The sequence below is a fragment of the Streptomyces sp. Act143 genome, assembly GCF_003143935.1.
In the GTDB taxonomy this organism is placed as follows: domain Bacteria; phylum Actinomycetota; class Actinomycetes; order Streptomycetales; family Streptomycetaceae; genus Streptomyces.
In genome coordinates, this window is the sequence record NZ_QFRX01000001.1 from 265213 (window position 1) to 288140 (window position 22928).

Sequence of the window (22928 nt, forward strand, 5' to 3'; positions counted from 1 at the left end):
AGCTGGCGGCGACCGCTTCCGGAGGTATCCCGTGCACGACCACATCGACCGCCCTCAAGGCCGATTCCACCGCCGTCACTCGCGGTGGACGCCGCGCACGGTCCGGCCCGGTCACCGTCCGGCCGCCCGACTCGTCTGCCCTGACTCCAGGGCGGCCGGACACAGCCTCGGGGCACTGGACAGGGCCGCCCGATGAACACCGCCGAATCCGGCGAAGCGATGAACTCGGGCGGTGCCGCCGATGCGACGGCTTCGGCCGGTCCCGCCGACGCGGAGTTGTCCGTCCCCACCGCGGCGAGCCCGCCCACCCCCGCCAACGCCCCCCACTCGCCCACCCACCCCGGCGCGCCCACCCCGTCCCCCCACGCCATCCGACGTCAGCGGCACGACGTAGCGGAGCGGCCCTTCATCGTCATCTGGGAGTCCACCCGGGCCTGCCCGCTGGCCTGTCTGCACTGTCGTGCCGAGGCCGTGCCCGGTCGTGATCCGCGCGAGTTGGACACCGCCGCCGCCCAGGACCTGCTGCGGCAGGTAGCCGCCTTCGGGCAGCCCGCGCCGCTGTTCGTCATCACCGGCGGCGACCCCTTCCAGCGCCCCGATCTGGCCGAACTCATCGCCTACGGCCGGGAGATCGGGGTCCGCGTCGCCGTCTCACCGTCCGGCACCCCGACCCTCACCGCGGAACGACTGGGGGAGCTGCACGCGGCGGGCGCGGTCGGGCTGTCGCTGAGCCTGGACGGGTCGACGGCCGACATCCACGACACGTTCCGCGGTGTCCCCGGGGTGTTCCGCTGGACCCTGGACGCCTGGGACGCCGCCCGCGCCCTCGGCATGAAGGCGCAGATCAACACCACGGTCACCCGGCGCAATCTGCACGACCTGCCCGACATCGTCCGCCTCGTCGCCGACCACGGGGCGATGCTGTGGAGCGCCTTCTTCCTGGTGCCCACCGGCCGTGGCCGCGCCCTCGGTGCCCTCACCCCCGCCGAGGTGGAGGACGTACTGAACTTCGTCCACGACGTGGGTCTGACGGTGCCCGCCAAGACCACCGAGGCCCACCACTTCCGTCGCGTCGCCTTGCAGCGCCAGGTCCTCGCCGCCACCGGCGACGACCACGTGGCGGTCCTCGGACTGGGCCCGCTGTACCGCGAGTTGCGGGCGAGGGCCGCCGAACTGGGCCTGGACGCGGGGGAGCGGCGGGCCCGGCGGCCGCCCCTGGACGTCAACGCGGGGCGCGGTTTCGTGTTCGTCTCGCACACCGGCACCGTCCACCCCAGCGGGTTCCTGCCGCTCGGTGCGGGCAGCGTCCGCGCGACACCCCTGACGTCGATCTACCGCACCTCACCGCTGTTCACCGCGCTGCGGGATCCGGACATGCTCGGCGGCCGGTGCGGCGCCTGCGAGTTCCGCGCGGTCTGCGGCGGCTCGCGGTCCAGGGCGTACGGCGTCACCGGCGACCCGTACGCCGAGGAGCCGTGGTGCGGTTACGTCCCCGGTTCGTTCCCCCACCAGCGGGAGCTGGCCGCGCTCCTGAGCGCCCGACCACCCCTACGTCCCCGCCCGGGCAACGCCCGGGCCGGCAAGGAGCAGCGTGTCCGGCACGATCGATGACCCAGCCGTCGGCGGCGGGCGCCCGGCCGGCAGGTTCAAGGAGTCCAGCCTGCGGGGCCGGCACCTGGCCGCCCATGTCGTGGTCGCGGCCTGGGCCGTGCTCGCGCTGCTGGCGGCGAGCGCGCAGCAGACGCTGCCCGTGGCCCGCTGGCTGGCCATCCACCTGTTCCTGCTCGGCGCCGCCACCACCGCCATCGTGGTGTGGAGCGAACACTTCGCCGTCGCCCTGCTCCACGCCCCACGACCCGACCGGCGGTGGAGCGATGCCCGCCTGACCGGCGTCAACAGCGGTGTCGTCGGCGTCCTCGCCGGGGTGTGGGCCGACCTGCCCGTGCTCACCGGCGCAGGGTGCGCGCTGCTGATCACCGCCGTCACCGCGCACCTGGTGGTGCTCGTCCGGATGGGCCGCGGCGCGGTGGGCGGCCGGCTCGCGCCGCTCGCCGACTACTACCGGGCCGCCGCGGCGGCCCTGGTGGTCGGTGCGGTGCTGGGCTGGCTGCTGGCCACCGGCAGGGCCGGGCCGCGGCACTTCGCCGGTCTGAAGCTGGCCCATGTGCACGTGACCCTGCTCGGCTGGATCGGACTGCCCGTCCTGGGCACGCTGTTCATGCTCTGGCCGACCGTGCTGGGGGTGCGGATGGCCGAGCGCACGACCCGGCTGGCGCGCCGGGTGCTGGTGCTGACCGGGGGCGGGCTCGCCGTCGCGGTCGCCGGACTGTCCGTCGGCGGGCGCCCGCTCGCCGTGCTGGGCGTCGCGGGGTACGCGGCCGGCGTCGGCATGGCGGTGCAGGTGTTCGCCCGTACGGTGCGCCGCCGGCCGGCGATCTCGGCGGCGGCCGCGTGGAGTCTGGCCGCCGCTGTGGGATGGCTGACCGTCGGCGTGGTCGCCGACCTGGTGCTGCTGGCCTTCCAGCGGCCGGCCGACGTCCAGGACGACATCGGCTCCCTGGTCCCGGTCCTGCTCACCGGCCTGGTCGCCCAGGTCCTCATCGGCGCCCTCACCTACCTGCTGCCCATCGTGCTGGCCGCCGGCCCCAAGGAGCGGGCCGCGCTGCGGGCGGTCCTCGAACGGGGCTGGGTGCCACGGCTCGCCGTCCTCAACACCGGCGTCGCCCTGCTCGCCCTTCCGCTGCCCGACCCCAGCGGCGTCATCAGCACGCTGCTGATCGGGGCGGGCGGCGGCACGTTCCTCGCGCTGACGGCGGCGGTGCTGATCCGCAGCCGGCGGGCGGCCGGCCGGAACCCGGGTGGAACCGGCGGCGGGTCCCGGCGCCCCGCCCTGTGGGGCACCGCCGCAGGCGTGACGGCGATCGTGCTGGCCGTGCTCATGGCCAACAGCGGCGGGACCACGAACGACGAGGCGAGCGGCGCCAAAGCGGCGAGCTCGGGCAACGGCACCGCCCGCACGGTCGCCGTCACCCTGGCCGACATGCGCATCAGCCCGGCCCGCGTCGAGGTCGCCGCAGGCACCACGGTGCGGCTGAAGGTCACCAACACCGATGTCCAACGCCACGACCTCAAGGTCGAGGACGGCCCCGCCACCCCGCTGCTCGCCAAGGGCGACACCCGTGAACTCGACCTCGGACCGGTCACCGAGAGCCGTGAGGCGTGGTGCACCCTGCCGGGCCACCGGGCGGCCGGGATGACCATGGACATCGTGGTGAAGGATGGCGACTCGGCGGCCGGCACCGACGGGCACGCGGGACACACCGCCGCCGCGGACGGCCCGGGTCCGGATCTCTCCGGCGACTTCTCCACCGGCTGGCGGGCCCGCGACGCGTCCCTCGCTCCCGCGTCCGGCGGCACGCTCCACAAGGCCGAACTCCACGCCGCCCGCACCACGGTGGAGGTGGCCCCGGGCGTCACTCAGCAGATGTGGACCTTCGGCGGCACCGCACCCGGCCCCACCCTGCACGGCAAGGTCGGCGACGTCTTCGAGATCACCCTCGTCAACGACGACGGGGACATGGGCCACGGCATCGACTTCCACGCCGGCTCCCTCGCCCCCGACAAGCCCATGCGCACCATCGGGCCCGGCGAGCGGCTGGTCTACCGCTTCCGCGCCGAGAAGGCCGGCGCCTGGCTGTACCACTGCAGCACGTCACCGATGCTCCAGCACCTGGGCAACGGCATGTACGGCGCCGTCGTCATCGACCCGCCGGACCTGGCCGAGGTGGACCACGAGTACGTGCTGGTGTCGTCCGAGCTCTTCCTCGGCACGCCCGGCAGCACGGCCCAGGTGACGAAGATGCGTCAGGACACCCCGGACGCCTGGGTGTTCAACGGCGTCGCCGACCAGTACGCCCGGCAGCCGCTGAAGGCGAAGGCCGGCGAACGGGCCCGGTTCTGGGTGGTCGCCGCCGGGCCCAGTGACGGCGTCGCCTTCCACGTCGTGGGCAGCGTCTTCGACACCGTGTACAAGGAAGGCGCCTACCTGCTGAAGTCCGGCGACCAGGGCGGTGCGCAGGTGCTGGATCTGGCGCCCGCGCAGGGCGGGTTCGTCGAGACGACGTTCCCCGCGGCCGGGCACTACGCCTTCGTCGACCACGACATGCGCCACGCCGAGGCCGGTGCGCACGGCATGGTGGAGGTGGGCGGCTGATGGACACCGTCGGCTGGTGGTCCCTGGTGCGCTTCGCGCACGTCGCGGGCGCCGCCCTGTGGGTCGGCGGTCAGCTGGCCCTTTCCCTGGTGGTCCTGCCGCTGGCCCGCCGTCTGCTCGCCCCGGAGGCCAGGGACGACTTCGCGGCGGCCGCCGGGCGCCGCTTCGGCATGCTGACCGGGGCGGTGTTCCTGCCCGTGCAACTGGCCACCGGCTGGGCCATGGCCCGGCACAAGGGCGTCACCTGGGCCGCCCTCGCCGAACCCGGCTACGGGCGCACCCTGGCGGCCAAACTCGCCCTGTTCGTGGTGGTGATGCTCGCGGCGGCCGGCCACGGCATCGCCCATTCCCGAGGCCGCGCCGACCTGGCCCGGGCGCTGGCCGTCGTCTCCCTGGTCGGCTCGCTCGGCGTCGTCCTGCTCGCCACCGCCCTGCCCGCCACATGACGGAGGGCCGAGGAGAAGCAGTCACGCGAAGAAGAAGGAGCAGGCATCATGCGCACGCAAGCCCCACTGGACGCGGTCACCGTGGAAACACTCCTGGCGGCAGCCGTGGCAGCACCCTCGATCCACAACACGCAGCCCTGGCACTTCCGCCTGGACCCCGGCGGCCAGGTACTGGAGGTCCACGCCGTGCCGGAGCGCACCCTGCCGCTGGCCGACCCCACGCACCGCGCCCAGTACCTGTCCGTCGGCGCGGCGGTGTTCAACCTCCGGGTCGCCGCCGTCCACCAGGGCCGCCGGCCGGAGGTGCGGCTGCTGCCGGACCCGCGCCGCCCCGGTCTGCTGGCCGCCGTACGACTGGCCGATCCGCTCGGTGCGGACGACCGGTTGGCGGACCCGGGTCTCTACGAGGCCGTCGCCCGTCGGCACACGAGCCGGATGCCGTTCACCGGACGTCCGGTGCCCGAGCCGATCGTGGCGGAGATGACCTCGGCCGCGTACGCCGCGGGAGCGCGCCTGCACCTACCCGACATCTCCGGCACACGACGGCTGCTGCGCCTGACCGCCGCGGCCGAGGCACGCAACCGGGCCCACCCGGGACGCAGCGCCGAGACCCTCGCCTGGATCACGGCCCCGGGATCGCAGAGCCCCTACGGTGTCCCCCTCACCGCCCTCGGCCCGCAGGACGCGGCCGAGCGGATGCCGATGAGGGACTTCACCAGCTCCGTCCCCGCCCTGCGCCGGCCCGGCCTGTGGTTCGAGCGTCACGTCCAGACGGCGCTGTTGTGGACGCCCCAGGACCGCCGCGAGGACTGGCTGCGGGCCGGCCAGGCGCTGCAGTACGTGCTGCTCACCGCGACCGCCCACGGGCTGCGCACCTCGCTCCTGCACCAGGCCATGGAGTGGCCGGACCTGCGCGCCGAGGCCGCCGTCCCGCGCCACAAGCGATGCCATGCCCACCTGCTGATCCGCTTCGGCTACGGCCCCGACGGCACCGGCACACCGCGGCAGTCCGCGCGGGCCGGTACGGCCGGATGACGTGCGTGTCACCAGACGCTGCGGGTTCCCCTCAGCTCGCGACCGGTGACCAGTTCCGACTCGATCCGTACGAACACCGCGTCCCGCACGGGCATCCAGGAGACGGGGCCTTCCTGCGACAGCCGCTCGTGCTCGGCGGGATCGGTCACCACCGTGGCCCGTCCGGTGACGACCACGCTCCAGCCGGAGCGGGTCGCCGCGTCGAACTCGTCGCCCTCGAAGCCGACCACGACACCGTCGATGGCACGTACGAGATCCGAGTCCGGCGACGTGCGCAGCACGACCGAAGTGTCCGCGTCCAGGGAGAAGTTGACGGGCAGGACCGCGGGCAGCGCCTGCCGGGTGTAGACCACCCGGCCGACCGGCACCTTGGCCAGCAGGCGCAAGCACTCCTGCCGGTCGAGGGCGCGAAAGGCATCGTTCTTGAACATCTGTCCATCGTTCCTCTGACCGTGACCGGGTGGTAGGGCCGACCGGCCCCACCACCCGGGCGCCACGGGGCCGGCGACCGTGCACGGGCGGATCTTCGCGGAGCGGGCGGAGGGACGGTCGGGTCGTCCGCCGGGACCGTCTGCCGACCGCCAGGGACCCATGGCCCATCCCTCCTGGGTCCGCTGTTGCCAACAGTGGTGGCGGGAAGCAGTCCCGCGGGCAAGGGGCCCGCGGTGCGTGCGTTCCCGGTGGCGCAGTTCCACGGACAACAGGAACAGGAAAGGGACGGACGACATGGTCCAGCCGTTGAAGTCGCAGGGCGACAGCTCACCCACGGGCACCCCGGTGCCCCGCCGCGCATGGCTGACGCTGGCCCTGGCCACGGTCGGTTTCGCGGTGAACTTCTGGGCGTGGGCGCTGCTCAGCCCGCTCGGCCCGCGTTTCAAGGACAGCCTCGACCTGTCGTCGTTCCAGCAGTCGCTGCTGGTGGCGGTGCCCGTCGTGGTCGGCTCACTGGGCCGCATCCCGGTCGGCGCGCTGACCGACCGGTTCGGCGGCCGGGTGATGTTCCCGATCGTGTCGGCGGCCACCATCGTGCCGGTGCTCTATCTGGGGCTGGCCGGCCATGACTCCCTGGCCGCCCTGCTGGCCGGCGGGTTCTTCCTCGGCATCGGCGGCACCGCGTTCGCCGTCGGCGTGCCGCTGGTCAACGCCTGGTTCCCGCCCGAGCGGCGCGGCCTGGCCATCGGACTGTTCGGCGCCGGCATGGGCGGCACCGCCATCAGCGCCCTGACCACGGTGAAGCTGGTCGACGCGCACCGCATGTCCACTCCCTTCCTGATCACCGCCGCGGTCCTGGCCGTGTACGCGGTGACCGCCGCGCTGCTGCTGCGCGATGCCCCCGGACGCACTGTGCCGACCGAGTCGCCCGCCCGCCGGCTGGCCGCCGTCCTCCGGCTGCCCATCACCTGGCAGGCATCCGCCCTGTACGCGGTCGCCTTCGGCGGCTACGTGGCCTTCTCCGTGTACCTGCCCACCTACCTCAAGACCGGCTACGACCTGTCCCAGGCCGACGCCGCCAACCGCATGGCCGGGTTCGTCCTCCTCGCCGTCGCGATGCGTCCGGTGGGCGGCTGGCTGTCCGACCGGACGGGCCCGGTCCGGGTCCTGGCGGGCGCGCTGGCCGTGGTCGTCGCCGGTGCCGTGATGCAGTCCTTCACCCTCCCCCTGGCCCCGGTCGGCACAGTCGCCTTCCTGTCCATGGCCGCCGCGCTCGGCGCGGGCAGCGGGGCGACCTTCGCCCTGGTCGCCCGGCGGACCCCGGCCGACCAGGTCGGCTCCGTCACCGGCGTGGTCGGCGCCGCGGGCGGACTGGGCGGCTTCCTTCCCCCGCTGGTGATGGGCTCGCTGTACGGCGAGTACGGCACGTACGCGGCCGGCCTCGTCCTGCTCGCGATCGTGGCCGCCGCCGCGCTGACCTTCACCCTCACCGGGGTGCGCACCGCGCCGGACGGCGGCGACCGCGAACCCCGCACCGGTGGCCGCGGCGGCCACCGGCCCGCGCGCTCCGCGGCGTGAGGGCGAGCGGACAGAACTGCCGGCAGCGAACCGAGGAGAAGTCCGGTGTGCGAGTACTGCGGTTGCCAGGCCCTGGAGACGATCGACGAGCTCACGCAGGAACATGACGAGGTGGTGCGCCTGATCAGCCATCTCCGCGACGCCCACCGGCACGGCGGTGTGACGCGGATGGCGGAACTCGCCCGGGAGATCGCGCGGGTGCTCGGCCCGCACACCCGGGTCGAGGAGCACGGTCTGTTCCCCGCCCTGGCCGGGGACTTCCCCGACCAGATCGCCGCGCTGGAGGCCGAGCACCGCCGCATCGAGGCGGTGCTGGCCGAGGCGAGCGGCGCGTTCCTGACCGATCCGACCTGGCCGGGCCGGCTCATGGAGGCGATGGCGGTCCTGCGGGACCACATCCTCAAGGAGCAGGACGGCGTCTTCCCGGCGGCACTGGCCAACCTCAGCATCGAGCAGTGGGAAGCGGTCGAGGCGGCGCGCCTGGCGGCGGGCAGCACCCTGTCCCGTCCCGGCCGCCTGACGTCCCGCTGAGCCAAGTTCCAAGTCCCGTACGCCTGTTCACCCCGAGCGGGCGTACGGGGCTCTCACCGTCCGGCCGTCGGCCTCATGACCGGTCCGCGGGGGCCGTTCGGCCCTTGTCGCCCCTCGGCCGCCCGGACTTCACTGATCAAGCGCCCGCCGGCAGGGCGGGGGCGGGCGAGGACCGACAGGAGTGCGCGAGCGTCGCACTGCGGGGAGGTGAGCGGGGAGATGATCGCGACGGTCGGGCACGCCGACCTGACCCCGGAGGCGCTGAAGCTGGTGGAGGCCGAACTCGGGCCGCTGCTGGAGCGGTTGCCCCGGCGGATGCCGGTGGTGGTGCGGGCGGGCGCGGGGGCGCCGGTGGCCTTCGGACGGGCCGTGCGCGCCGGGGGCCGGCAACTCGTCGTGGTGACGCCCGCGCAGGGAAAGGTGCCCGCGTTGCCACCGGCCCGCGACCGCACGGCAGTCGGTGAAGTGCTGTGCCTCGCCGAGCAGGTGCGCCTGCTGGCGTACGACCCGGCCGACCGCGACGCGTGCGTCGTCGCGGACGAGCGAATGATCGCGGGGTGCCGGCGGCTGCTGGCCGTCTGGGACGGCTCACCGTCCGACGGCCGCGACGCCACGGCCCACTTGGTGGCGTACGCCCGGGCCCGGGGCGTTCCGGTCGAGGTGCTGTGGCCCGAGGGAGCCGCGCGCGAGGCGATACCCGGCACGCCGTGCACGGCACGGCGGCTGCCGACCGCTTGACGTCCCCCACCCATCGCCGGCATGGGCCCGCGGCCCATCCGGACACCATCGAGGCGGAACCATACCGATGACCAGCAGCACCAAGCCCACCGCGCACCACCTCAACCCCCTGGCCCGGCACGGCGGACGGCGAACCGGGCTCGCCCCGCAGACCACCGTCGGCGCCTCCCGCTCGCTGGCCTGGCTCCTGATCGTCACCGGCGCCCTCGGCAGCCTGGCATCCTTCGTGATCACCATCGACAAGTTCAGGCTCCTCCAGGACCCGGCCTTCGCGCCCTCCTGCAACCTCAGTCCGGTGCTGTCCTGCGCGAACGTGATGGGCAGTGACCAGGCAGGGGTGTTCGGGTTCCCCAACCCGCTGCTGGGCCTGCTCACCTACCCGGTCGTCGCCGCCGTCGGGCTCGCCCTGCTGGCCGGGGCGCGGTTCCGGCGCTGGTTCTGGCTCGGGCTGAACGCCGGCACGTTGCTCGGCGCGGGCTTCTGCATGTGGCTGATGACGCAGGCGCTGTACGAGATCGGCGCACTGTGCCTGTGGTGCTGCCTGGCCTGGGCGGCCACCATCGCGATGTTCTGGTACCTCACCGTGCACAATCTCCGGCACGGTGTCATCCGGGCCCCTCGCGTCCTGGTCGCCGGAGTGCGGGAGTTCCACTGGGCGGTGCCGACCGCCTGGTACCTGAGCATCGTCATGCTGATCGCCACCCGCTGGTGGGACTACTGGCGGACCCTGCTCTGAACCGCTCCCGCGCGCGTGCGGCACGTCGCAGCGAAGCCGGGTGCGAAGAGAGGGCCGTTGGGCCCTGAACACGGTCCCCGCAGGGGCTGTTCGGCCCTATCCGCACCCCCCGCCCCACCGTCGATCATGGGGCGGCGGCCGGGAGGGCCGAGTCCGTTCCCGCATCCACGGCACTTCCCGGCGCGTCGACCACACGCGCAGATCGGGAGGACACCGTCCGGTGGACGAGGCACAGACACAGCAGGTGGAGACCGTACGGCCGAGAGCCGACGTCACCGCGACGCCAGGGCAGACCGGGCGGGCCACCCGGCCGGCGTGGACGGAGTGGCTGACGACCACCGACCACAAGAAGATCGGGACGATGTACCTGGTCTCCGCGTTCGCGTTCTTCGTCGTCGGCGGCGTGATGGCCCTGATGATGCGCGCCGAACTGGCCCGGCCCGGCCTCCAGATCATGTCCGCCGAGCAGTTCAACCAGGCGTTCACGATGCACGGCTCGATCATGCTGCTGATGTTCGCGATGCCGCTGTTCACCGGGTTCGCCAACTGGATCATGCCGCTCCAGATCGGCGCCCCGGACGTCGCCTTCCCCCGCCTGAACATGCTGGCCTACTGGCTGTTCCTGTTCGGCTCGTCGATCGCGGCGTTCGGTTTCCTCACCCCGGGCGGGGCCGCCGACTTCGGCTGGTTCCTGTACGCGCCGCTGTCGGACGCCGTGCACTCACCGGGGCTCGGCGCCGACCTGTGGATCATGGGCGTGGCCCTGTCCGGCTTCGGGTCGATCCTCGGCGCCGTCAACTTCATCACCACGATCATCTGCATGCGGGCGCCGGGCATGACCATGTTCCGGATGCCGATCTTCACCTGGAACGTGCTGCTGACCGCGCTCCTGGTCCTGATCGTCTTCCCGGTCCTGGCCGCGGCGCTGTTCGCGCTGGAGTGCGACCGCAAGTTCGGCAGCCATGTCTTCGACGCGGCCAACGGCGGCGCGCTGCTGTGGCAGCACCTCTTCTGGTTCTTCGGGCATCCCGAGGTGTACATCCTGGCCCTGCCGTTCTTCGGGATCGTCTCCGAGGTGATCCCGGTCTTCGCCCGCAAGCCGATGTTCGGCTACATGGGCCTGATCGGCGCCACCATCGCCATCGCGGGCCTGTCGGTGACGGTGTGGGCGCACCACATGTACGTCACCGGCGGTGTGCTCCTGCCGTTCTTCTCCTTCATGACGTTCCTCATCGCGGTGCCGACCGGGGTGAAGTTCTTCAACTGGATCGGCACGATGTGGAAGGGCAGTCTGTCCTTCGAGACGCCGATGCTGTGGACCACGGGCTTCCTGATCACCTTCCTGTTCGGCGGCCTGACCGGGGTGATCCTGGCGTCCCCGCCGATGGACTTCCACCTCTCCGACTCGTACTTCGTCGTCGCGCACTTCCACTACACGGTGTTCGGCACGGTCGTGTACGCGATGTTCGCCGGATTCCACTTCTGGTGGCCCAAGTTCACCGGCAAGATGCTCGACGAACGCCTCGGGAAGATCACCTTCTGGACGCTCACGGCCGGCTTCCACCTCACCTTCCTCGTCCAGCACTGGCTGGGCGCCGAGGGCATGCCCCGCCGCTACGCCGACTACCTGGCCGCCGACGGCTTCACGGCCCTCAACTCCCTCTCCACGATCGGGGCGTTCCTGCTGGGCCTGTCGATCCTGCCGTTCCTCTACAACGTCTGGAAGACCGCCAAGTACGGCAAGAAGATCGAGGTCGACGACCCGTGGGGCTACGGCCGCTCGCTGGAGTGGGCCACCTCCTGCCCGCCGCCCCGCCACAACTTCCGCACCCTGCCCCGTATCCGCTCCGAGTCCCCGGCGTTCGACCTGCACCACCCCGAGATCGCCGAACTCGACACGGTGGGCTGAACCGTGTCCCGCGTACTGGGGCTGGGCATCGCACTGGTGACGGCCTCCGGCTGCGTCTGGTACCTGCCCGCCCTCATCGACCTGCGCGCGGGAGCCGACCGCCCCGTATCCCGTCGTACGGCGGCCATGGCGTGCCTGACGGGCTGGAGCGCGGCAGGGAGCGTGGCGCTGCTGTTCCTCGCCGGTGCGCGGTGGCCGGTGCCGTGCGCGGCGGCCGTGGCGGGCGCCGCGGGCACCACCGTGCTGCGCCTCCGCGCCAGGGCGCAGCACCGGTGCGAGGCGCGGGAGGTCGCCCGGCACTGGGCGGCGCTGGAACCCGTTCCGCCCCGGCACGGCCGGCCGCGGGGCCGTCCCGAGCGGGCGTTCGCCGCGCTGGTCGCCTGCGGGGTGGCTGTCGCCCTGCTCGCCGAGGCTCTTCTCATGGTCGCCGGGCCGGACGAGGGGTGGGGGAGGCCCGCGGTCACCGTGGTCCCCGCCGCGGTGCTCGGAGTCTTCCTCCTCCTCGCCGCGACGTACGCCCACGGGCGCCCGCGCCGGGCACGGCCGGACGCCGTACCGGGCCCATCGGGCCCGAGCGGACCCCAGGCAGGGACCACAGGCCCCTCCCCGCGGGGCCCCCGTGCTCCAACCCTCTAAGGAGGGGCACTGTTGCGCACCGCGGACCCGTGAGGAGGACGCCATGCAATCCGCGACCCTTGACGCCTCGACCCTGGAAGCCTGCATCGCGGCCGCGGTCGCGGCACCCTCCATCTTCAACACCCAGCCGTGGCGCTACCGGCTGGACCCCGTGACCGTCACGCTCCAGGTCCGCGCGGCCCCGGAGCGGGGACTGCGCCACGCCGACCCCACGGGCCGAGCCCTGCATCTCTCGGTGGGGGCGTCGGTGTTCAACCTCCGTGTCGCGGTGGCCCACTTCGGCTGGTGCCCGGTCACCCGCCTGCTGCCCACACCGGACGACCCACGCTTGCTCGCCACGGTCCGTCCGACGGGAACGGCCTCCCGCTCGGCGACGGGGCACCGGGACGGCCTCTACGAGGCGATCCACCGCAGGCGCAGCAGTCGGCTCCCCTTCTCCGGAAGGCCGCTGCCGCGACAGGTGCGTGCCGAACTCGCCGAGGCCGCACGCCGGGAGGGTGCCCTTCTCACCTTCCCGGCGGCCGACGAGAGGGACCGTCTGCTCCGCCTGACCGCCGAGGCCGAACGCCGCAACCGGGTCGATCCGGACCGCAGTGCCGAGAGCCGCCGCTGGGTGCACCGCGACGGGGACGAGCCCGCCGACATCGGACTCCCGCAAGCGGCCCTCGGCCCCCAGGACTCCCACGAACGCCTGCCCATGCGGGACTTCACCGCGCAACGGCATGTCGGGCGGCTGCTGTCCCAGCCGTTCGAGACCGACCCGGTCATCGCCCTGCTGACCACCGAACACGACCGCCGCACCGACTGGCTGCGGGCCGGACAGGCGCTCGAACACGTCCTCCTGGCCGCCACGGTCCACGGCGTGCGCACGTCCCTGCTGCACCAGCCGCTGGAGTGGTCGGACCTGCGGGAGCTCCTGAGCCCGACGCCCGGCCGCGACGGGCATGCCCAGATGCTCATCCGCCTCGGCTACGGTCCGGAGGGCCCCGCCACGCCACGGCAGACACCACAGGGTCTGTCCGACCCGCCGGAGGAGCGGCAGGACGGCTGAACAGGCCGGGAACGCGCTGCCCCGCGGTGCACCGACGCAGCGGACGGTCACCGCGGGGCAGCGACGCGAGGGTCGGTCACAGGTGCTTCTCCGCCCCCGCTGGTTCGGAGCCGCCCATGTCCAGCCGGAACGGCGGATACGTGTCCGTCATGAGCGCCACGTAGGCGGCGACCCGCAGCACCCACCGGTTCAGGCCCAGGATCAGGTCGAACAGGCTCCGGGGGTACCTCGCGGTGACGGCCAGCGTCACACCGGCGATGACCGTCAGCACGCCGACGAGTCCGGTGGACCACCAGCCGAAGTGGAACCCGCCGATGAGGAAGCCGATGACGATGTAGTGCGGGATCGCCAGCAGCCACCACTTCACCAGCACCAGGCCCCGGGAGAGGTGCTCCGGGTAGGCGATGTCCAGCCGGGCGGGGTACTCCGGCTCCGCACCCAGGCTGAACGGCGGGTAGCGGTCGGTTCCCAGGGCGCCGTACGAGTAGTAGGCGACCCGCCAACTCCAGCGCAGCACACCCAGGTTGAAGTCGAACAGTGCGCGTGGGTAGCGCCCGGTGAACAGGATGGCGAAGAACGCGATCACGCTCACCACGGCGAAGCCGGTCCAGAGGAAGAACAGCACCAGGTAGTGCGGAATGACCAGGACCCACTTCACCAGCCACAGCCATCGCGACAGTGGTGCGTCGAGCACCGCGTCGACCCGGACCGGACGATCCGGGAAACCTGCCAAGGTCGTCATGGCGATCAGCTCCTTCACCTCAGGGCCACCGCCCCGCGGGCAGGGCCCGTAACCAGCGTGCGTACGGAGCGGACGCCGCCGCGAGGGCTGACCGGGGTGGGACCCGGGGCCATCGGTCCCGAGTCGGGCGCGTCCCTCAGGAACGGCCCGGCCATCGGTCCCGAGTCGGGCGCGTCCCTCAGGAACGGCCGGCGCTGCCCTCGGGAACGTGCGGATCGAGCAGCCGGGTGCGGGCCGCGTGCAGCCGGTGGGCGACCACCCGGGCGACCCAGACCGCGACCGCGCGGCCGAACTCGGGGTCGGCCGCGCACATCTCCCGCACGGCGACCGCGTCGAACTCCCAGGCCCGCACCGTATGGGTGACCTCGGCGCCGAACTGCCAGCGGTGCGGCGGGAAGTGCCAGGACCAGCCGACCAGTTCGCCGTGCCCCAGCGACTCGATGACCTGTGGCCGGCGGCCGGGCATGCGCAGGTCGAGGGCGACGACACCGGTCCGCACGATCCAGAACCGGTCGGCTCGCCCGCCCTCCTCGAACAGGCGGGTGCCCACGTCGAAGGAGACCTCGCGGGCGAGGTCCATCAGCCGCTCCCGCTGCTCGGCCGGGAGGATCGCGTCCATGAGCGTGATAGCCGTCATCGTTTCTCTTCCCCTCGCTCGTGTCCGCTCCGACCGGTTCGGCAAGCCGTCGGGAGTGCTGCTCTCACCATGGGCGCGGAACCGGGAGGGCACCACGGACCGCCCGGTCCCGACGCATGGGCCGTTCGGCCCGCTGGACCAGGCGTACCGAGCCGCAGGTCCCCGCGAGCTCCGGCCCGGGCGCCGCGATCAGACGGGTGCCTGGTCGGCCGGAACGCGCTCTCCCGTCCTCGCCGAGAAGAGGTGGACGTCATCCGGGCGGACGGTCACCCGTAGCTCCTCGCCCTTGCCGTGCACCTGCCGTCCCGACGTCCGGACGACGACCTGCGCGGTCTCCGCGCCGACCTTGGCGGTGGTGTGGAGATAGCTGACGGCGCCGGTGTCCTCGACGGCGTCCACCACGAGCTCCAGCCCTGGTGTCTCCCGGTTCTCCTGGGACAGGATCTCGAACTGCTCGGGCCGCACGCCCAGGACGATCTCCGCGGATTCCTCGGCACGCGCGGCGCGCAGGGCCGTCCGCGGCAACGGCACGAGCAGCCCGCCCAGTTCGGTCCCGGCGGTGGTCAGCGGGACACGGAAGAGGTTCATCGCGGGCGAGCCGATGAAACCGCCGACGAAGGCGTTGGCGGGGTACCGGAACACGTCCTTGGGCGTCCCGACCTGCTGGAGCACGCCGTCCTTGAGTATCGCCACACGATCTCCCATGGTCAGGGCCTCGACCTGGTCGTGGGTGACGTACACGGTGGTGGTGCCCAGGCGCCGTTGCAGGGAGGCGATCTGGGTACGGGTCTGGACCCGCAGCTTGGCGTCCAGGTTGGACAGCGGCTCGTCCATGAGGAACACCTGCGGCTCACGGACGATGGCGCGCCCCATGGCGACCCGCTGCCGCTGACCGCCGGACAGCGACTTCGGCTTGCGGTCGAGATAGTCCCCGAGGTCGAGGATGCCGGCCGCCTCGGCGACCCGGCGCCGCCGATCCTCCTTCTGCACTTTCGCGATCTTCAGGGCGAAGCCCATGTTGTCCGCCGTCGTCATGTGCGGATAGAGGGCGTAGTTCTGGAACACCATCGCGATGTCGCGGTCCTTGGGCGGCAGATGGGTCACGTCCCGGTCACCGATGCGGATGGCGCCGGAATCGATGTCCTCGAGCCCGGCGAGCATCCGCAGCGTGGTGGACTTGCCGCAGCCGGAGGGACCCACCAGGACCATGAACTCGCCGTCGGCGATCTCGAGGTCCAGAGCGTCGACGGCCGGGTGGTCCATCTTGGTGAAGCACCGCGTCGCCTTGTCGAAGGTGACAGACGCCATGATCTTTCCCCTCCCTGGTGCCCCTCGCGAGCGCCCCGGCGCGGGCGCACGGAACGAGAGGTGCGACTGAGCGCCGCACCTTCAGGCTCGAACAGGACACAGCGGCCCGGCAGGTCCTCTCCGTCCCCGCCGATGGGCCGGTCGGCCCTGCGCCACTGCCGGGACAGGATCACCGGCTGCCGGACCTTGGAAGTCAACTCCTCGTGGAAGGACTGTCATGCCTTGGTGAGCGGCGGCGGGTTCCAGGTGCCGTCGAGTACTTCCGGCTTGGGCGCGTAGAGCCGCATGGTGATTCCCAGCGGTCCGGACGGGGCGGGCAGCCAGTTGGCCTCCCGGTCCGGACCGGGGTTGTGCCGTGAGATGTAGAGGGTGAGCGAGCCGTCCTGCTGGTCGTGGACCAGGTCGTCGCGGTCGCCCAGGGCGAAGCGGTTGATCTCGTTCGCGACCTGGAAGCCCTCGGCGTCGTACATGGTGATCGACCAGAAGGCGCCGGCCGGGGGCATCGCGTCGGCATCGAACCGGAGGAGGTAGTCGTTGTCGCCGTTGACCGGTTCGCCGTCGGCGTCGGCGGCCAGGACGGGGTAGACGGCGTCCTCGGGAGGATTGGCGCCGAGGCCGCCCGCGGCGACCCCGGCGCGCTTGAAGTAGCTGTTGCCGTAGACGCCCATGGTGTCGAGGGAGGTCCGCCAGCCGTTGGCGGCGACGCCGAAGCTCGCCAGCGAACCGAGGATCTCCGTACGTGCCTCCCGGGCGCCGGCGTCGATCTCGGCGAGATCGGCCTCGGTGAACCGGCCGGGGTCGAACCCCCGGCCCGGCACGATGCCGAGGTTGGCGATCCGGGCCAGAACGGAGAAGTCCCCGATGTGCGGCGGGTTGACCGCCAGCGCCTCGGCGGCCCGGCTGAAGAAGTCGACCGTGCTGAGCCCGTTCACCAGGGCGAGCGCGTCGGTCGTGATGTCGATGTCGCTGTCCACGCTGTCGTACCGGCGCGGAGGCACCGCGGTGAGGGTGTAGCCGTCCTGGACCTTCCGGACGGCCTCGTAGTCGGCCGGGCCGTTGGTCTGCGTCCGGCCGATGATCCACACATAGGGCGTCGGTGCCCGCAGCACCGTCAGACCGTCCCGGGGAGTGCCGTCGTGTCCGGGGCCGACGATGAGGTAGTCCTGGTCGCCGGTGCCGGTGGTGCGCTGGCCGATGGTGGCGAACACGTCGGTCCACATGTCCATCAGCGGGAGCATGAAGTACCGGTCGGCGGTGTCGTTCACGTGCAGCTCCACCGGGCCGCCCGTCAGGTCCAGCCAGGCGGTGGAATACAACGTGTCGAAGTTCGGCCGCACCACGGCGCGGAACTCCGCCGGGGGGAATTCGCGCAGGTGGTGGAACTCGTTCGGCATGCCGTGGCCCGGCCGGTCCGCCGCGAGGGGCGAGGTGGCCTGGCGGCGGGTGACGTCCATCATGACCAGCGGGTAGAGGTAGGTGTACGCCTCACGGGCCAGGGACCGCGGATCAGCCGACAGCATGCTCATGCCCTCATCCTTCCGTGGTGCGACCAGTCGTTCACGACCAGCCGGACACAGCCTGTCGCTGCATGATCCACCCTGCCGGAACGCCCCGCGAGTCGGCGCCGCTGCACCGTCGGGAAGGCGCGAGCAGGTGCTGGGCGCCTGCGTAACCGCTCTGCCGGCCGACGAGGTGGCCGACCGTCAGGGGGCTCGAAGGCGTCGCCGGGGGCCGGGCGGCGCACGGAGCCGATGTCGGCACGTATGCCTTCGTCACCCGCATCGACTCATCCGCCTGGCGCCGCGCTCCCCGGTCACGGCGGCAAGCCCGGCAATCACCGGCCCACCGAGACTGCCGGTGCACGGCAGTGCGCCGAGCGTGCGGGAGGGGGCAGGATGACCGTCGTGCTGCTCTCGTCCTGCCCGCTCGGGCGAGAGGTAGCTTGGTGGAGAAGGCCTTCGAAGGAGGGCGATGGGATGCCATGGTTCGTATGGCTGCTCCTTGCCGCGACGCTGGGCGTCGCGGAGTTCTTCACCCTGACACTGGTGCTGGGCCTGTTCGCGGGCGCGGCGCTGGTCGCGGCCGTGGTCGCCGGTGTGGGCGTCGGAACGCTCGGACAGCTCGTGGCGCTCGGCGTGACGGCCGCGGCGGGCCTGCTCATCGCCCGCCCGGTCGCGCTGCGGTACATGGCGCAGCCGCCGCTGATGCGTGACGGCAGCGACGCGCTGATCGGCAGACGCGCCGAGGTCGTGCAGGAGGTCACCGCGACCCGCGGCCTGATCAAACTGGGCGGCGAGGAGTGGACCGCTCGGGCCCTGGACGAGAGTCATGTCATCCCGGTGGGGACACTCGTGGACGTCATGGAGATCGAGGGCGCCACCGCGGTCGTCTACCCCCGTGAGCTTCTTCCATGAGCGGCTGAACGCAGAGCTATGGAGGCACTGTGGAACCAGTTGTCATCGCCATCGTCGTGGCGGTCATCGTCATCGTCTTCCTTGTCGCCTCCACGGTGCGGATCGTTCCGCAGGCGCGCCGTTACAACATCGAACGGTTCGGCCGGTACCGCCGCACGCTGCAACCGGGGCTGAACCTGGTGCTGCCGGTGGCGGACCGCATCAACACCAAGCTCGACGTGCGGGAACAGGTCTATTCGTCCGACCCCCGACCGGTGATCACCGAGGACAACCTCGTGGTGAACATCGACACCGTCCTCTACTACCAGATCACGGATCCGCGGGCCGCGGCCTACGAGGTCGCCGACTACCTCCAGGCGATCGATCAGCTGACCGTGACCACACTGCGCAATGTCATCGGCAGCATGGACCTGGAGGAGACCCTCACCTCGCGCGAGGAGATCAACTCCCGGCTGCGGGCAGTCCTCGACGACGCCACCGGCAAGTGGGGCATCCGGGTCAACCGCGTGGAGATCAAGGCCATCGACCCGCCGAACACCATCAAGGAGGCGATGGAGAAGCAGATGAGGGCCGAGCGGGACAAGCGCGCGGCCATCCTGCACGCCGAAGGCGAACGGCAGGCCAAGATCCTCACGGCGGAGGGGACGAAGCAGAAGGACATCCTGGAGGCGCAGGGCACGCAGCAGGCCATGATCCTGCGCGCGGACGGCGAGGCGAAGGCGGTGGAACTCGTCTTCCAGGCCGTCCACCGCAACAACGCCGATCCGAAGGTCCTGGCCTACAAATACCTGGAGACGCTGCCGCACCTGGCGGGCAGTGACAACAACACGTTCTGGGTGATCCCCGGCGAGCTGACGGAGGCGGTCCGGACCGTCACCCGGGCGTTCGGCGACCAGACGGCGGCCCCCGCCGCCCCCGCGCAACCCGAGGAGCAGGCGTCCGACGGGGCCGGCGCGGCGCCCGCCGACGCCCGCAGCCCCCAACTCGAAGCAGGCTCAACAGTGTTGCTCGACGCGGCCACGGCCGCCGACGAGGCCGAGAAGCAGGCCGCCGCGGCGGTGAGCGACGCCAAGGCGGAGGCCGAGGCCGCGCAGTCGCCGCAGGTACCGCGCCGGTCGTAGAAGTCTGGACGCGCCCGCGGAAACCCGCACGACACAGCGATGCTGCTGCACTACCGTCGCCCCGAAAAGGGGGACGTGAACATGGCGCTGGTGAAGAAGGGGTCGCGGCACATCACCGTCGACGGCACCACGTACCGATGGAGGCTGCGCGGACGACCCACCTACTGCCAGGGATTGGTCTGGTCGCCCCTTACCTACGCGGTCGAGCACGCGGAAACCCCCGGTACCACGCTGGTGGTCATCACCGGCCGGCCGCACCCGGACAACTGGCTCGGCGCACCGGTCGACCCCGTCCTGCCCTCCGGCGTCGCCGACAGCATTCGTGCGGCTCTCGCCGGCGGCTGGACACCCGAGAAGCCCGGTCCTCCTCACCTTCTCGACCGGTCGGAGGGCTTCGTCGCCCGCCGCGGACCCGCCCCCGGCTCCTGACCCGTTCGACGCAGATCACAGGGCAGTCGTACTCTGAGGCGACGAGGTCGGGATGTGGACACGTGTGCGCCGGGATGACCGTTGGCGGTGTGCGGCGCCTGCGGTGACACGGTGAGCATCGGCTCCCGGCCTTCGGCCTTCGGTACCGCGGCTTGGAGACAGCAGCTCGATGAACGACCTGGACCCCTCGTCCCGCCCGGCTTCCGGGCGGTTGATCGGACGGGACGAGGACCTGGAGTTCGTACGGTCCCACTTCGGCGGCTCCGGCCACGGCGCGGCCCTGCTGCTGTCGGGCGAGGCCGGCATCGGGAAGACCGCGGTCCTCGACGCCGTCGCGGCGCAGGCAGCGGCGAACGGCGTGCGCGTGCTGCGGGCCAGCGGCGTGGAGTTCGAGACGGACATCAGCTACGCCGGCCTCAACCAGTTGCTCGTCCCGCTCTTCGAATCGTTCGACCTGCTGGACCCGGGTCACCGCGACGCGCTCAGGATCGCGGTCGGCATCGGCAGCGGTCCGCCCCCCAACCGCCTGCTGACCGCCACCGCGGCCTTGCTGCTGCTGCGCCGGATCGCCCACGACACTCCCCTCCTGATCGTCGTCGACGACCTCCCGTGGCTGGACCGGCCCACCACCTTCGTCCTCGGCTTCATCGCGCGTCGGCTCGTCGGCAGCCGGGTGAGTTTCCTGGCCGCCTCGCGCGTCACCTCCGACGGCTTCTTCGAGGCGAGCGGGCTGACCGAGCACCACCTCCAGCCGCTGGACGACGCGTCGTCCGCCGAACTCCTCGCCCAGGCGCATCCGGGGCTGTCCCACGAGATACGACGGCGTATCGCCGCGGAGGCGAACGGCAATCCGCTCGCGCTGGTGGAGCTGCCGACCGCCCTGAACCGTGAGCAGCGCACGGCGCCGGCGGCGGTCCCCTCGATCCTGCCCCTCAGCGAACGTCTCCAGGCCCTGTTCGCCTCCCGCGTGGCCGATCTGCCCGGCCCTTGCCGCGAAGTGCTGTTGATCGCGGCACTGGAAGGCACCGGTGACCTCGCGGTCATCGAGGCGGCCGCAGGCGGCCGAGACGCCGTGGACCTGCTCGAACCCGCGGAACGCGAACGGCTGGTGGCGGTCTCGGCAGGCTCCCGGAGCATGTCCTTCCGGCACCCCTTGATGGGTTCCGCGGTGGTGGCCCAGGCCGGTGCCGCCGACCGCCGCAGGGCACACCGGGCGCTCGCCGCGGTCCTCGTCGACCAGCCCGAGCGCAGGGCCGGCCATCTGGGCGAAGCGACGACCGGCCGGGACGAGACCGTCGCCGAACTGCTGGAGCAGGCCGCCCGCCTGCGCCTCGGGCGTGGTGACGCGCTGGGGGCGGTGGCGGCCCTCACCCGTGCCGCGGGGCTCAGCCCGTCGCCGGCCGACGAGAGCCGCCGGTTGGCGGAGGCCGCCTACATCGGCACCGACGCCGGTGGCGACCTGGCGGACGCCTCGCGCCTGCTGGTCGGCGCCCGCCGCGCCGACCCGGCCGTCCGGGAGGGGTCCCTGCACGCCGCTGCGGCCTCCGCACTGCTGCTCATCAACCAGGACGGGGACGTCAACACCGCCCACAAGCTGCTGGTCGGCGCGATCGAGGCCGGCGCTCACGGCTACGATGCCTCGGACGAGGCTCTCGTCGAAGCCCTGTTCACGCTGATCACCCTGTGCTGGTACAGCGGTGACCCGCAGAAGTGGGCGCCCTTGTTCCGGGCCCTGGACCGGATGACACCCGCGCCGCCCGATCTGCTGTGGGCGTGCGCCCAGACCTTCGCCGACCCCGCCCGCACGGGCTACCGTGCGCTGGACGTCCTCGACGAACAGCTCGCCGACCTCGGCGACGCGACACACGTCGTGCGCGTGAGCACCTGTGCCGTCTACCCGGATCGGCTGGCGGACGTACGGGAGGCGTCCCTGCGCCTGGTCGAGCAGGCCCGGGCGGGCGCCGCGCCGGTCCGCAGACATCTGTCCGCCCTGATTCACCTGGGTCTGGACGATTACTACAAGGGCCGCTGGGACGAGGCCGTGCGCCTGACCGGTGAAGGGCTCGCGCTGTGCAAGGAGTACGGCTACCCGTTCTTCTCCTGCAAGTTCCAGTTCGTGCAGGCACTGGTGGCCGCGGCGCGGGGGGACGTGGAGGCCTGCGAGGCGCGCTCCGAGGAGATCATCGCCTGGGCAGCCCCCCGCGGAGCCCATGGCGCCCGCGCACTGGCCTTCCATGCGAGGTCCTTGGCCGCGCTGGGCAGCGGGGACTTCGAGACCTCCTTCCGGCAGGCCATGGCCGTCAGTCCGCTCACCCCCCTCGCCCCGTATCTGCCGCACGCCATGGCCGGGGCCCTGGACCTGGTGGAAGCCGCGCTCAGGTCAGGCCGGGCCGCCGAGGCGGCCGTCCACGTGGCGGCCCTGCGGGAGTCGGAGATGGCGCGGCTCTCTCCGCGCCTGCACATGCTCGTGCTGGCCTGTGAGGCACTGACGTCGTCCGGCGACGCCCAGGACCTGTTCCGGCAGGCCCTGTCCCTCGTCGAGCCCGAGGACTGGCCCTTCGACGTCGCGCGGGTACGTCTGCTGTACGGCGAACACCTGCGGCGCCGCCGCGCGACCAAGGAGGCGCGCGAGCAACTGGCCCTGGCGGGCAGGGCGTTCGAGAAGCTGGGGGCGGCGCCCTGGGTGATGCGCGCCAAGGCCGAACTGCGCGTGAGCGGCGTTGCGGCGTCGGCCGCCTCGGGTGGCAGGGGAGCCTTGACGGCGCAGGAATTCGAGATCGCGACGCTGGCCGCCACCGGGCTGACCAACAAGCAGATCGCGGAGCGCCTGTTCCTGTCGCATCGAACGATCGGTGCGCACCTCTATCAGATCTATCCGAAGCTGAACATCAGCTCCCGGGCCGCCCTGCGGGACGCCCTCGCCGCACTCGACCTGAAGGACGTCGGCTGACGGGTCTGCCCGCACGCCGTAC

The 22928-nt window shown here is 72.2% G+C and carries 20 protein-coding genes; 15 read left to right on the forward strand and 5 right to left on the reverse strand.

Annotation, left to right across the window (positions count from 1 at the left end):
• Nucleotides 1-192 precede the first annotated feature (192 nt).
• The 4 genes from DI272_RS01180 to DI272_RS01195 are packed head-to-tail and all read left to right on the forward strand — an operon-like array spanning nucleotide 193 to nucleotide 5694.
• Complete coding sequence (locus tag DI272_RS01180) at nucleotides 193-1611, forward strand: TIGR04053 family radical SAM/SPASM domain-containing protein (RefSeq protein ID WP_258314410.1); 1419 nt, start codon at nucleotides 193-195, stop codon at nucleotides 1609-1611.
• Nucleotides 1592-4213: a multicopper oxidase domain-containing protein gene (locus tag DI272_RS01185; protein ID WP_219933835.1), complete on the forward strand. Its 2622-nt coding sequence runs from the start codon at nucleotides 1592-1594 to the stop codon at nucleotides 4211-4213. The genes DI272_RS01180 and DI272_RS01185 overlap by 20 nt, the downstream gene beginning before the upstream one ends.
• Nucleotides 4213-4659: a hypothetical protein gene (locus tag DI272_RS01190; protein ID WP_109493271.1), complete on the forward strand. Its 447-nt coding sequence runs from the start codon at nucleotides 4213-4215 to the stop codon at nucleotides 4657-4659. The genes DI272_RS01185 and DI272_RS01190 overlap by 1 nt, the downstream gene beginning before the upstream one ends.
• A 48-nt stretch (nucleotides 4660-4707) precedes the next feature.
• Nucleotides 4708-5694, forward strand: a complete 987-nt coding sequence (locus tag DI272_RS01195) for an Acg family FMN-binding oxidoreductase (RefSeq protein ID WP_109493272.1) — start codon at nucleotides 4708-4710, stop codon at nucleotides 5692-5694.
• A gap of 8 nt (nucleotides 5695-5702) precedes the next feature.
• On the opposite strand, the gene DI272_RS01200 is transcribed toward DI272_RS01195, so the two are convergent.
• Nucleotides 5703-6125, reverse strand: coding sequence for a pyridoxamine 5'-phosphate oxidase family protein (locus DI272_RS01200; protein WP_109493273.1), 423 nt, complete (start codon nucleotides 6123-6125; stop codon nucleotides 5703-5705).
• Between the two features lie 295 nt (nucleotides 6126-6420).
• On the opposite strand from DI272_RS01200, the gene DI272_RS01205 reads away from it, so the two are divergent.
• The 7 genes from DI272_RS01205 (at nucleotide 6421) to DI272_RS01235 (ending at nucleotide 13305) form a co-directional block, all read left to right on the forward strand.
• Nucleotides 6421-7704 (forward strand): NarK/NasA family nitrate transporter, encoded by a 1284-nt coding sequence (locus tag DI272_RS01205; protein ID WP_109493274.1) that lies wholly within the window; start codon nucleotides 6421-6423, stop codon nucleotides 7702-7704.
• Between the two features lie 45 nt (nucleotides 7705-7749).
• On the forward strand, nucleotides 7750-8235 hold the full coding sequence (locus DI272_RS01210; RefSeq protein WP_109493275.1) for a hemerythrin domain-containing protein: 486 nt from the start codon (nucleotides 7750-7752) through the stop codon (nucleotides 8233-8235).
• 219 nt (nucleotides 8236-8454) lie between these two features.
• Entirely contained in the window at nucleotides 8455-8973 is a 519-nt protein-coding gene (locus DI272_RS01215) for a hypothetical protein (protein ID WP_109500616.1), read from the forward strand.
• Nucleotides 8974-9040: 67 nt separating this feature from the next.
• A complete protein-coding gene (locus DI272_RS01220) occupies nucleotides 9041-9709 on the forward strand; it encodes a vitamin K epoxide reductase family protein (protein WP_109493276.1) in 669 nt (222 codons plus the stop codon).
• A gap of 220 nt (nucleotides 9710-9929) precedes the next feature.
• Nucleotides 9930-11618, forward strand: a complete 1689-nt coding sequence (gene ctaD / locus DI272_RS01225; protein WP_258314411.1) for a cytochrome c oxidase subunit I — start codon at nucleotides 9930-9932, stop codon at nucleotides 11616-11618.
• 3 nt (nucleotides 11619-11621) lie between these two features.
• Nucleotides 11622-12254 (forward strand): hypothetical protein, encoded by a 633-nt coding sequence (locus tag DI272_RS01230; protein WP_109493277.1) that lies wholly within the window; start codon nucleotides 11622-11624, stop codon nucleotides 12252-12254.
• Between the two features lie 43 nt (nucleotides 12255-12297).
• Nucleotides 12298-13305, forward strand: a complete 1008-nt coding sequence (locus tag DI272_RS01235; RefSeq protein ID WP_109493278.1) for an Acg family FMN-binding oxidoreductase — start codon at nucleotides 12298-12300, stop codon at nucleotides 13303-13305.
• A gap of 76 nt (nucleotides 13306-13381) precedes the next feature.
• On the opposite strand, the gene DI272_RS01240 is transcribed toward DI272_RS01235, so the two are convergent.
• The 4 genes from DI272_RS01240 to DI272_RS01255 all read right to left on the reverse strand — a co-directional run bounded on the left by DI272_RS01240 (nucleotide 13382) and on the right by DI272_RS01255 (nucleotide 17518).
• A complete protein-coding gene (locus DI272_RS01240) occupies nucleotides 13382-14047 on the reverse strand; it encodes a DUF4389 domain-containing protein (RefSeq protein ID WP_109500618.1) in 666 nt (221 codons plus the stop codon).
• A 178-nt stretch (nucleotides 14048-14225) separates the two neighbouring features.
• Nucleotides 14226-14684 carry a cyclic nucleotide-binding domain-containing protein gene (locus DI272_RS01245; protein ID WP_109493279.1) on the reverse strand — a complete coding sequence of 153 codons (459 nt, stop codon included), beginning with the start codon at nucleotides 14682-14684 and terminating at the stop codon, nucleotides 14226-14228.
• 189 nt (nucleotides 14685-14873) lie between these two features.
• Entirely contained in the window at nucleotides 14874-15992 is a 1119-nt protein-coding gene (locus tag DI272_RS01250; protein ID WP_109493280.1) for an ABC transporter ATP-binding protein, read from the reverse strand.
• Between the two features lie 215 nt (nucleotides 15993-16207).
• A complete protein-coding gene (locus DI272_RS01255; protein WP_109493281.1) occupies nucleotides 16208-17518 on the reverse strand; it encodes a DUF1254 domain-containing protein in 1311 nt (436 codons plus the stop codon).
• A 450-nt stretch (nucleotides 17519-17968) separates the two neighbouring features.
• On the opposite strand from DI272_RS01255, the gene DI272_RS01260 reads away from it, so the two are divergent.
• From DI272_RS01260 to DI272_RS01275, 4 genes are all read left to right on the forward strand, one after another.
• On the forward strand, nucleotides 17969-18406 hold the full coding sequence (locus tag DI272_RS01260; protein WP_109493282.1) for an NfeD family protein: 438 nt from the start codon (nucleotides 17969-17971) through the stop codon (nucleotides 18404-18406).
• Between the two features lie 29 nt (nucleotides 18407-18435).
• Entirely contained in the window at nucleotides 18436-19527 is a 1092-nt protein-coding gene (locus tag DI272_RS01265; protein WP_109493283.1) for an SPFH domain-containing protein, read from the forward strand.
• 81 nt (nucleotides 19528-19608) lie between these two features.
• Complete coding sequence (locus DI272_RS01270) at nucleotides 19609-19956, forward strand: hypothetical protein (protein ID WP_109500619.1); 348 nt, start codon at nucleotides 19609-19611, stop codon at nucleotides 19954-19956.
• A gap of 169 nt (nucleotides 19957-20125) precedes the next feature.
• The gene (locus DI272_RS01275) at nucleotides 20126-22906 is read left to right on the forward strand and encodes an AAA family ATPase (RefSeq protein WP_109493284.1); all 2781 of its coding nucleotides are present in this window, start codon (nucleotides 20126-20128) and stop codon (nucleotides 22904-22906) included.
• The last annotated feature ends 22 nt before the right edge of the window (nucleotides 22907-22928 follow it).

Coding starts and splice junctions, on each gene's coding strand:
- DI272_RS01180 (WP_258314410.1), top strand. CDS start 193: ATGAACACCGCCGAATCCGGCGAAGCGATGAACTCGGGCGGTGCCGCC.
- DI272_RS01190 (WP_109493271.1), top strand. CDS start 4,213: ATGGACACCGTCGGCTGGTGGTCCCTGGTGCGCTTCGCGCACGTCGCG.
- DI272_RS01195 (WP_109493272.1), top strand. CDS start 4,708: ATGCGCACGCAAGCCCCACTGGACGCGGTCACCGTGGAAACACTCCTG.
- DI272_RS01200 (WP_109493273.1), bottom strand. CDS start 6,125: ATGTTCAAGAACGATGCCTTTCGCGCCCTCGACCGGCAGGAGTGCTTG.
- DI272_RS01205 (WP_109493274.1), top strand. CDS start 6,421: ATGGTCCAGCCGTTGAAGTCGCAGGGCGACAGCTCACCCACGGGCACC.
- DI272_RS01215 (WP_109500616.1), top strand. CDS start 8,455: ATGATCGCGACGGTCGGGCACGCCGACCTGACCCCGGAGGCGCTGAAG.
- DI272_RS01220 (WP_109493276.1), top strand. CDS start 9,041: ATGACCAGCAGCACCAAGCCCACCGCGCACCACCTCAACCCCCTGGCC.
- DI272_RS01235 (WP_109493278.1), top strand. CDS start 12,298: ATGCAATCCGCGACCCTTGACGCCTCGACCCTGGAAGCCTGCATCGCG.
- DI272_RS01240 (WP_109500618.1), bottom strand. CDS start 14,047: ATGACGACCTTGGCAGGTTTCCCGGATCGTCCGGTCCGGGTCGACGCG.
- DI272_RS01245 (WP_109493279.1), bottom strand. CDS start 14,684: ATGACGGCTATCACGCTCATGGACGCGATCCTCCCGGCCGAGCAGCGG.
- DI272_RS01250 (WP_109493280.1), bottom strand. CDS start 15,992: ATGGCGTCTGTCACCTTCGACAAGGCGACGCGGTGCTTCACCAAGATG.
- DI272_RS01255 (WP_109493281.1), bottom strand. CDS start 17,518: ATGAGCATGCTGTCGGCTGATCCGCGGTCCCTGGCCCGTGAGGCGTAC.
- DI272_RS01260 (WP_109493282.1), top strand. CDS start 17,969: ATGCCATGGTTCGTATGGCTGCTCCTTGCCGCGACGCTGGGCGTCGCG.
- DI272_RS01270 (WP_109500619.1), top strand. CDS start 19,609: ATGGCGCTGGTGAAGAAGGGGTCGCGGCACATCACCGTCGACGGCACC.
- DI272_RS01275 (WP_109493284.1), top strand. CDS start 20,126: ATGAACGACCTGGACCCCTCGTCCCGCCCGGCTTCCGGGCGGTTGATC.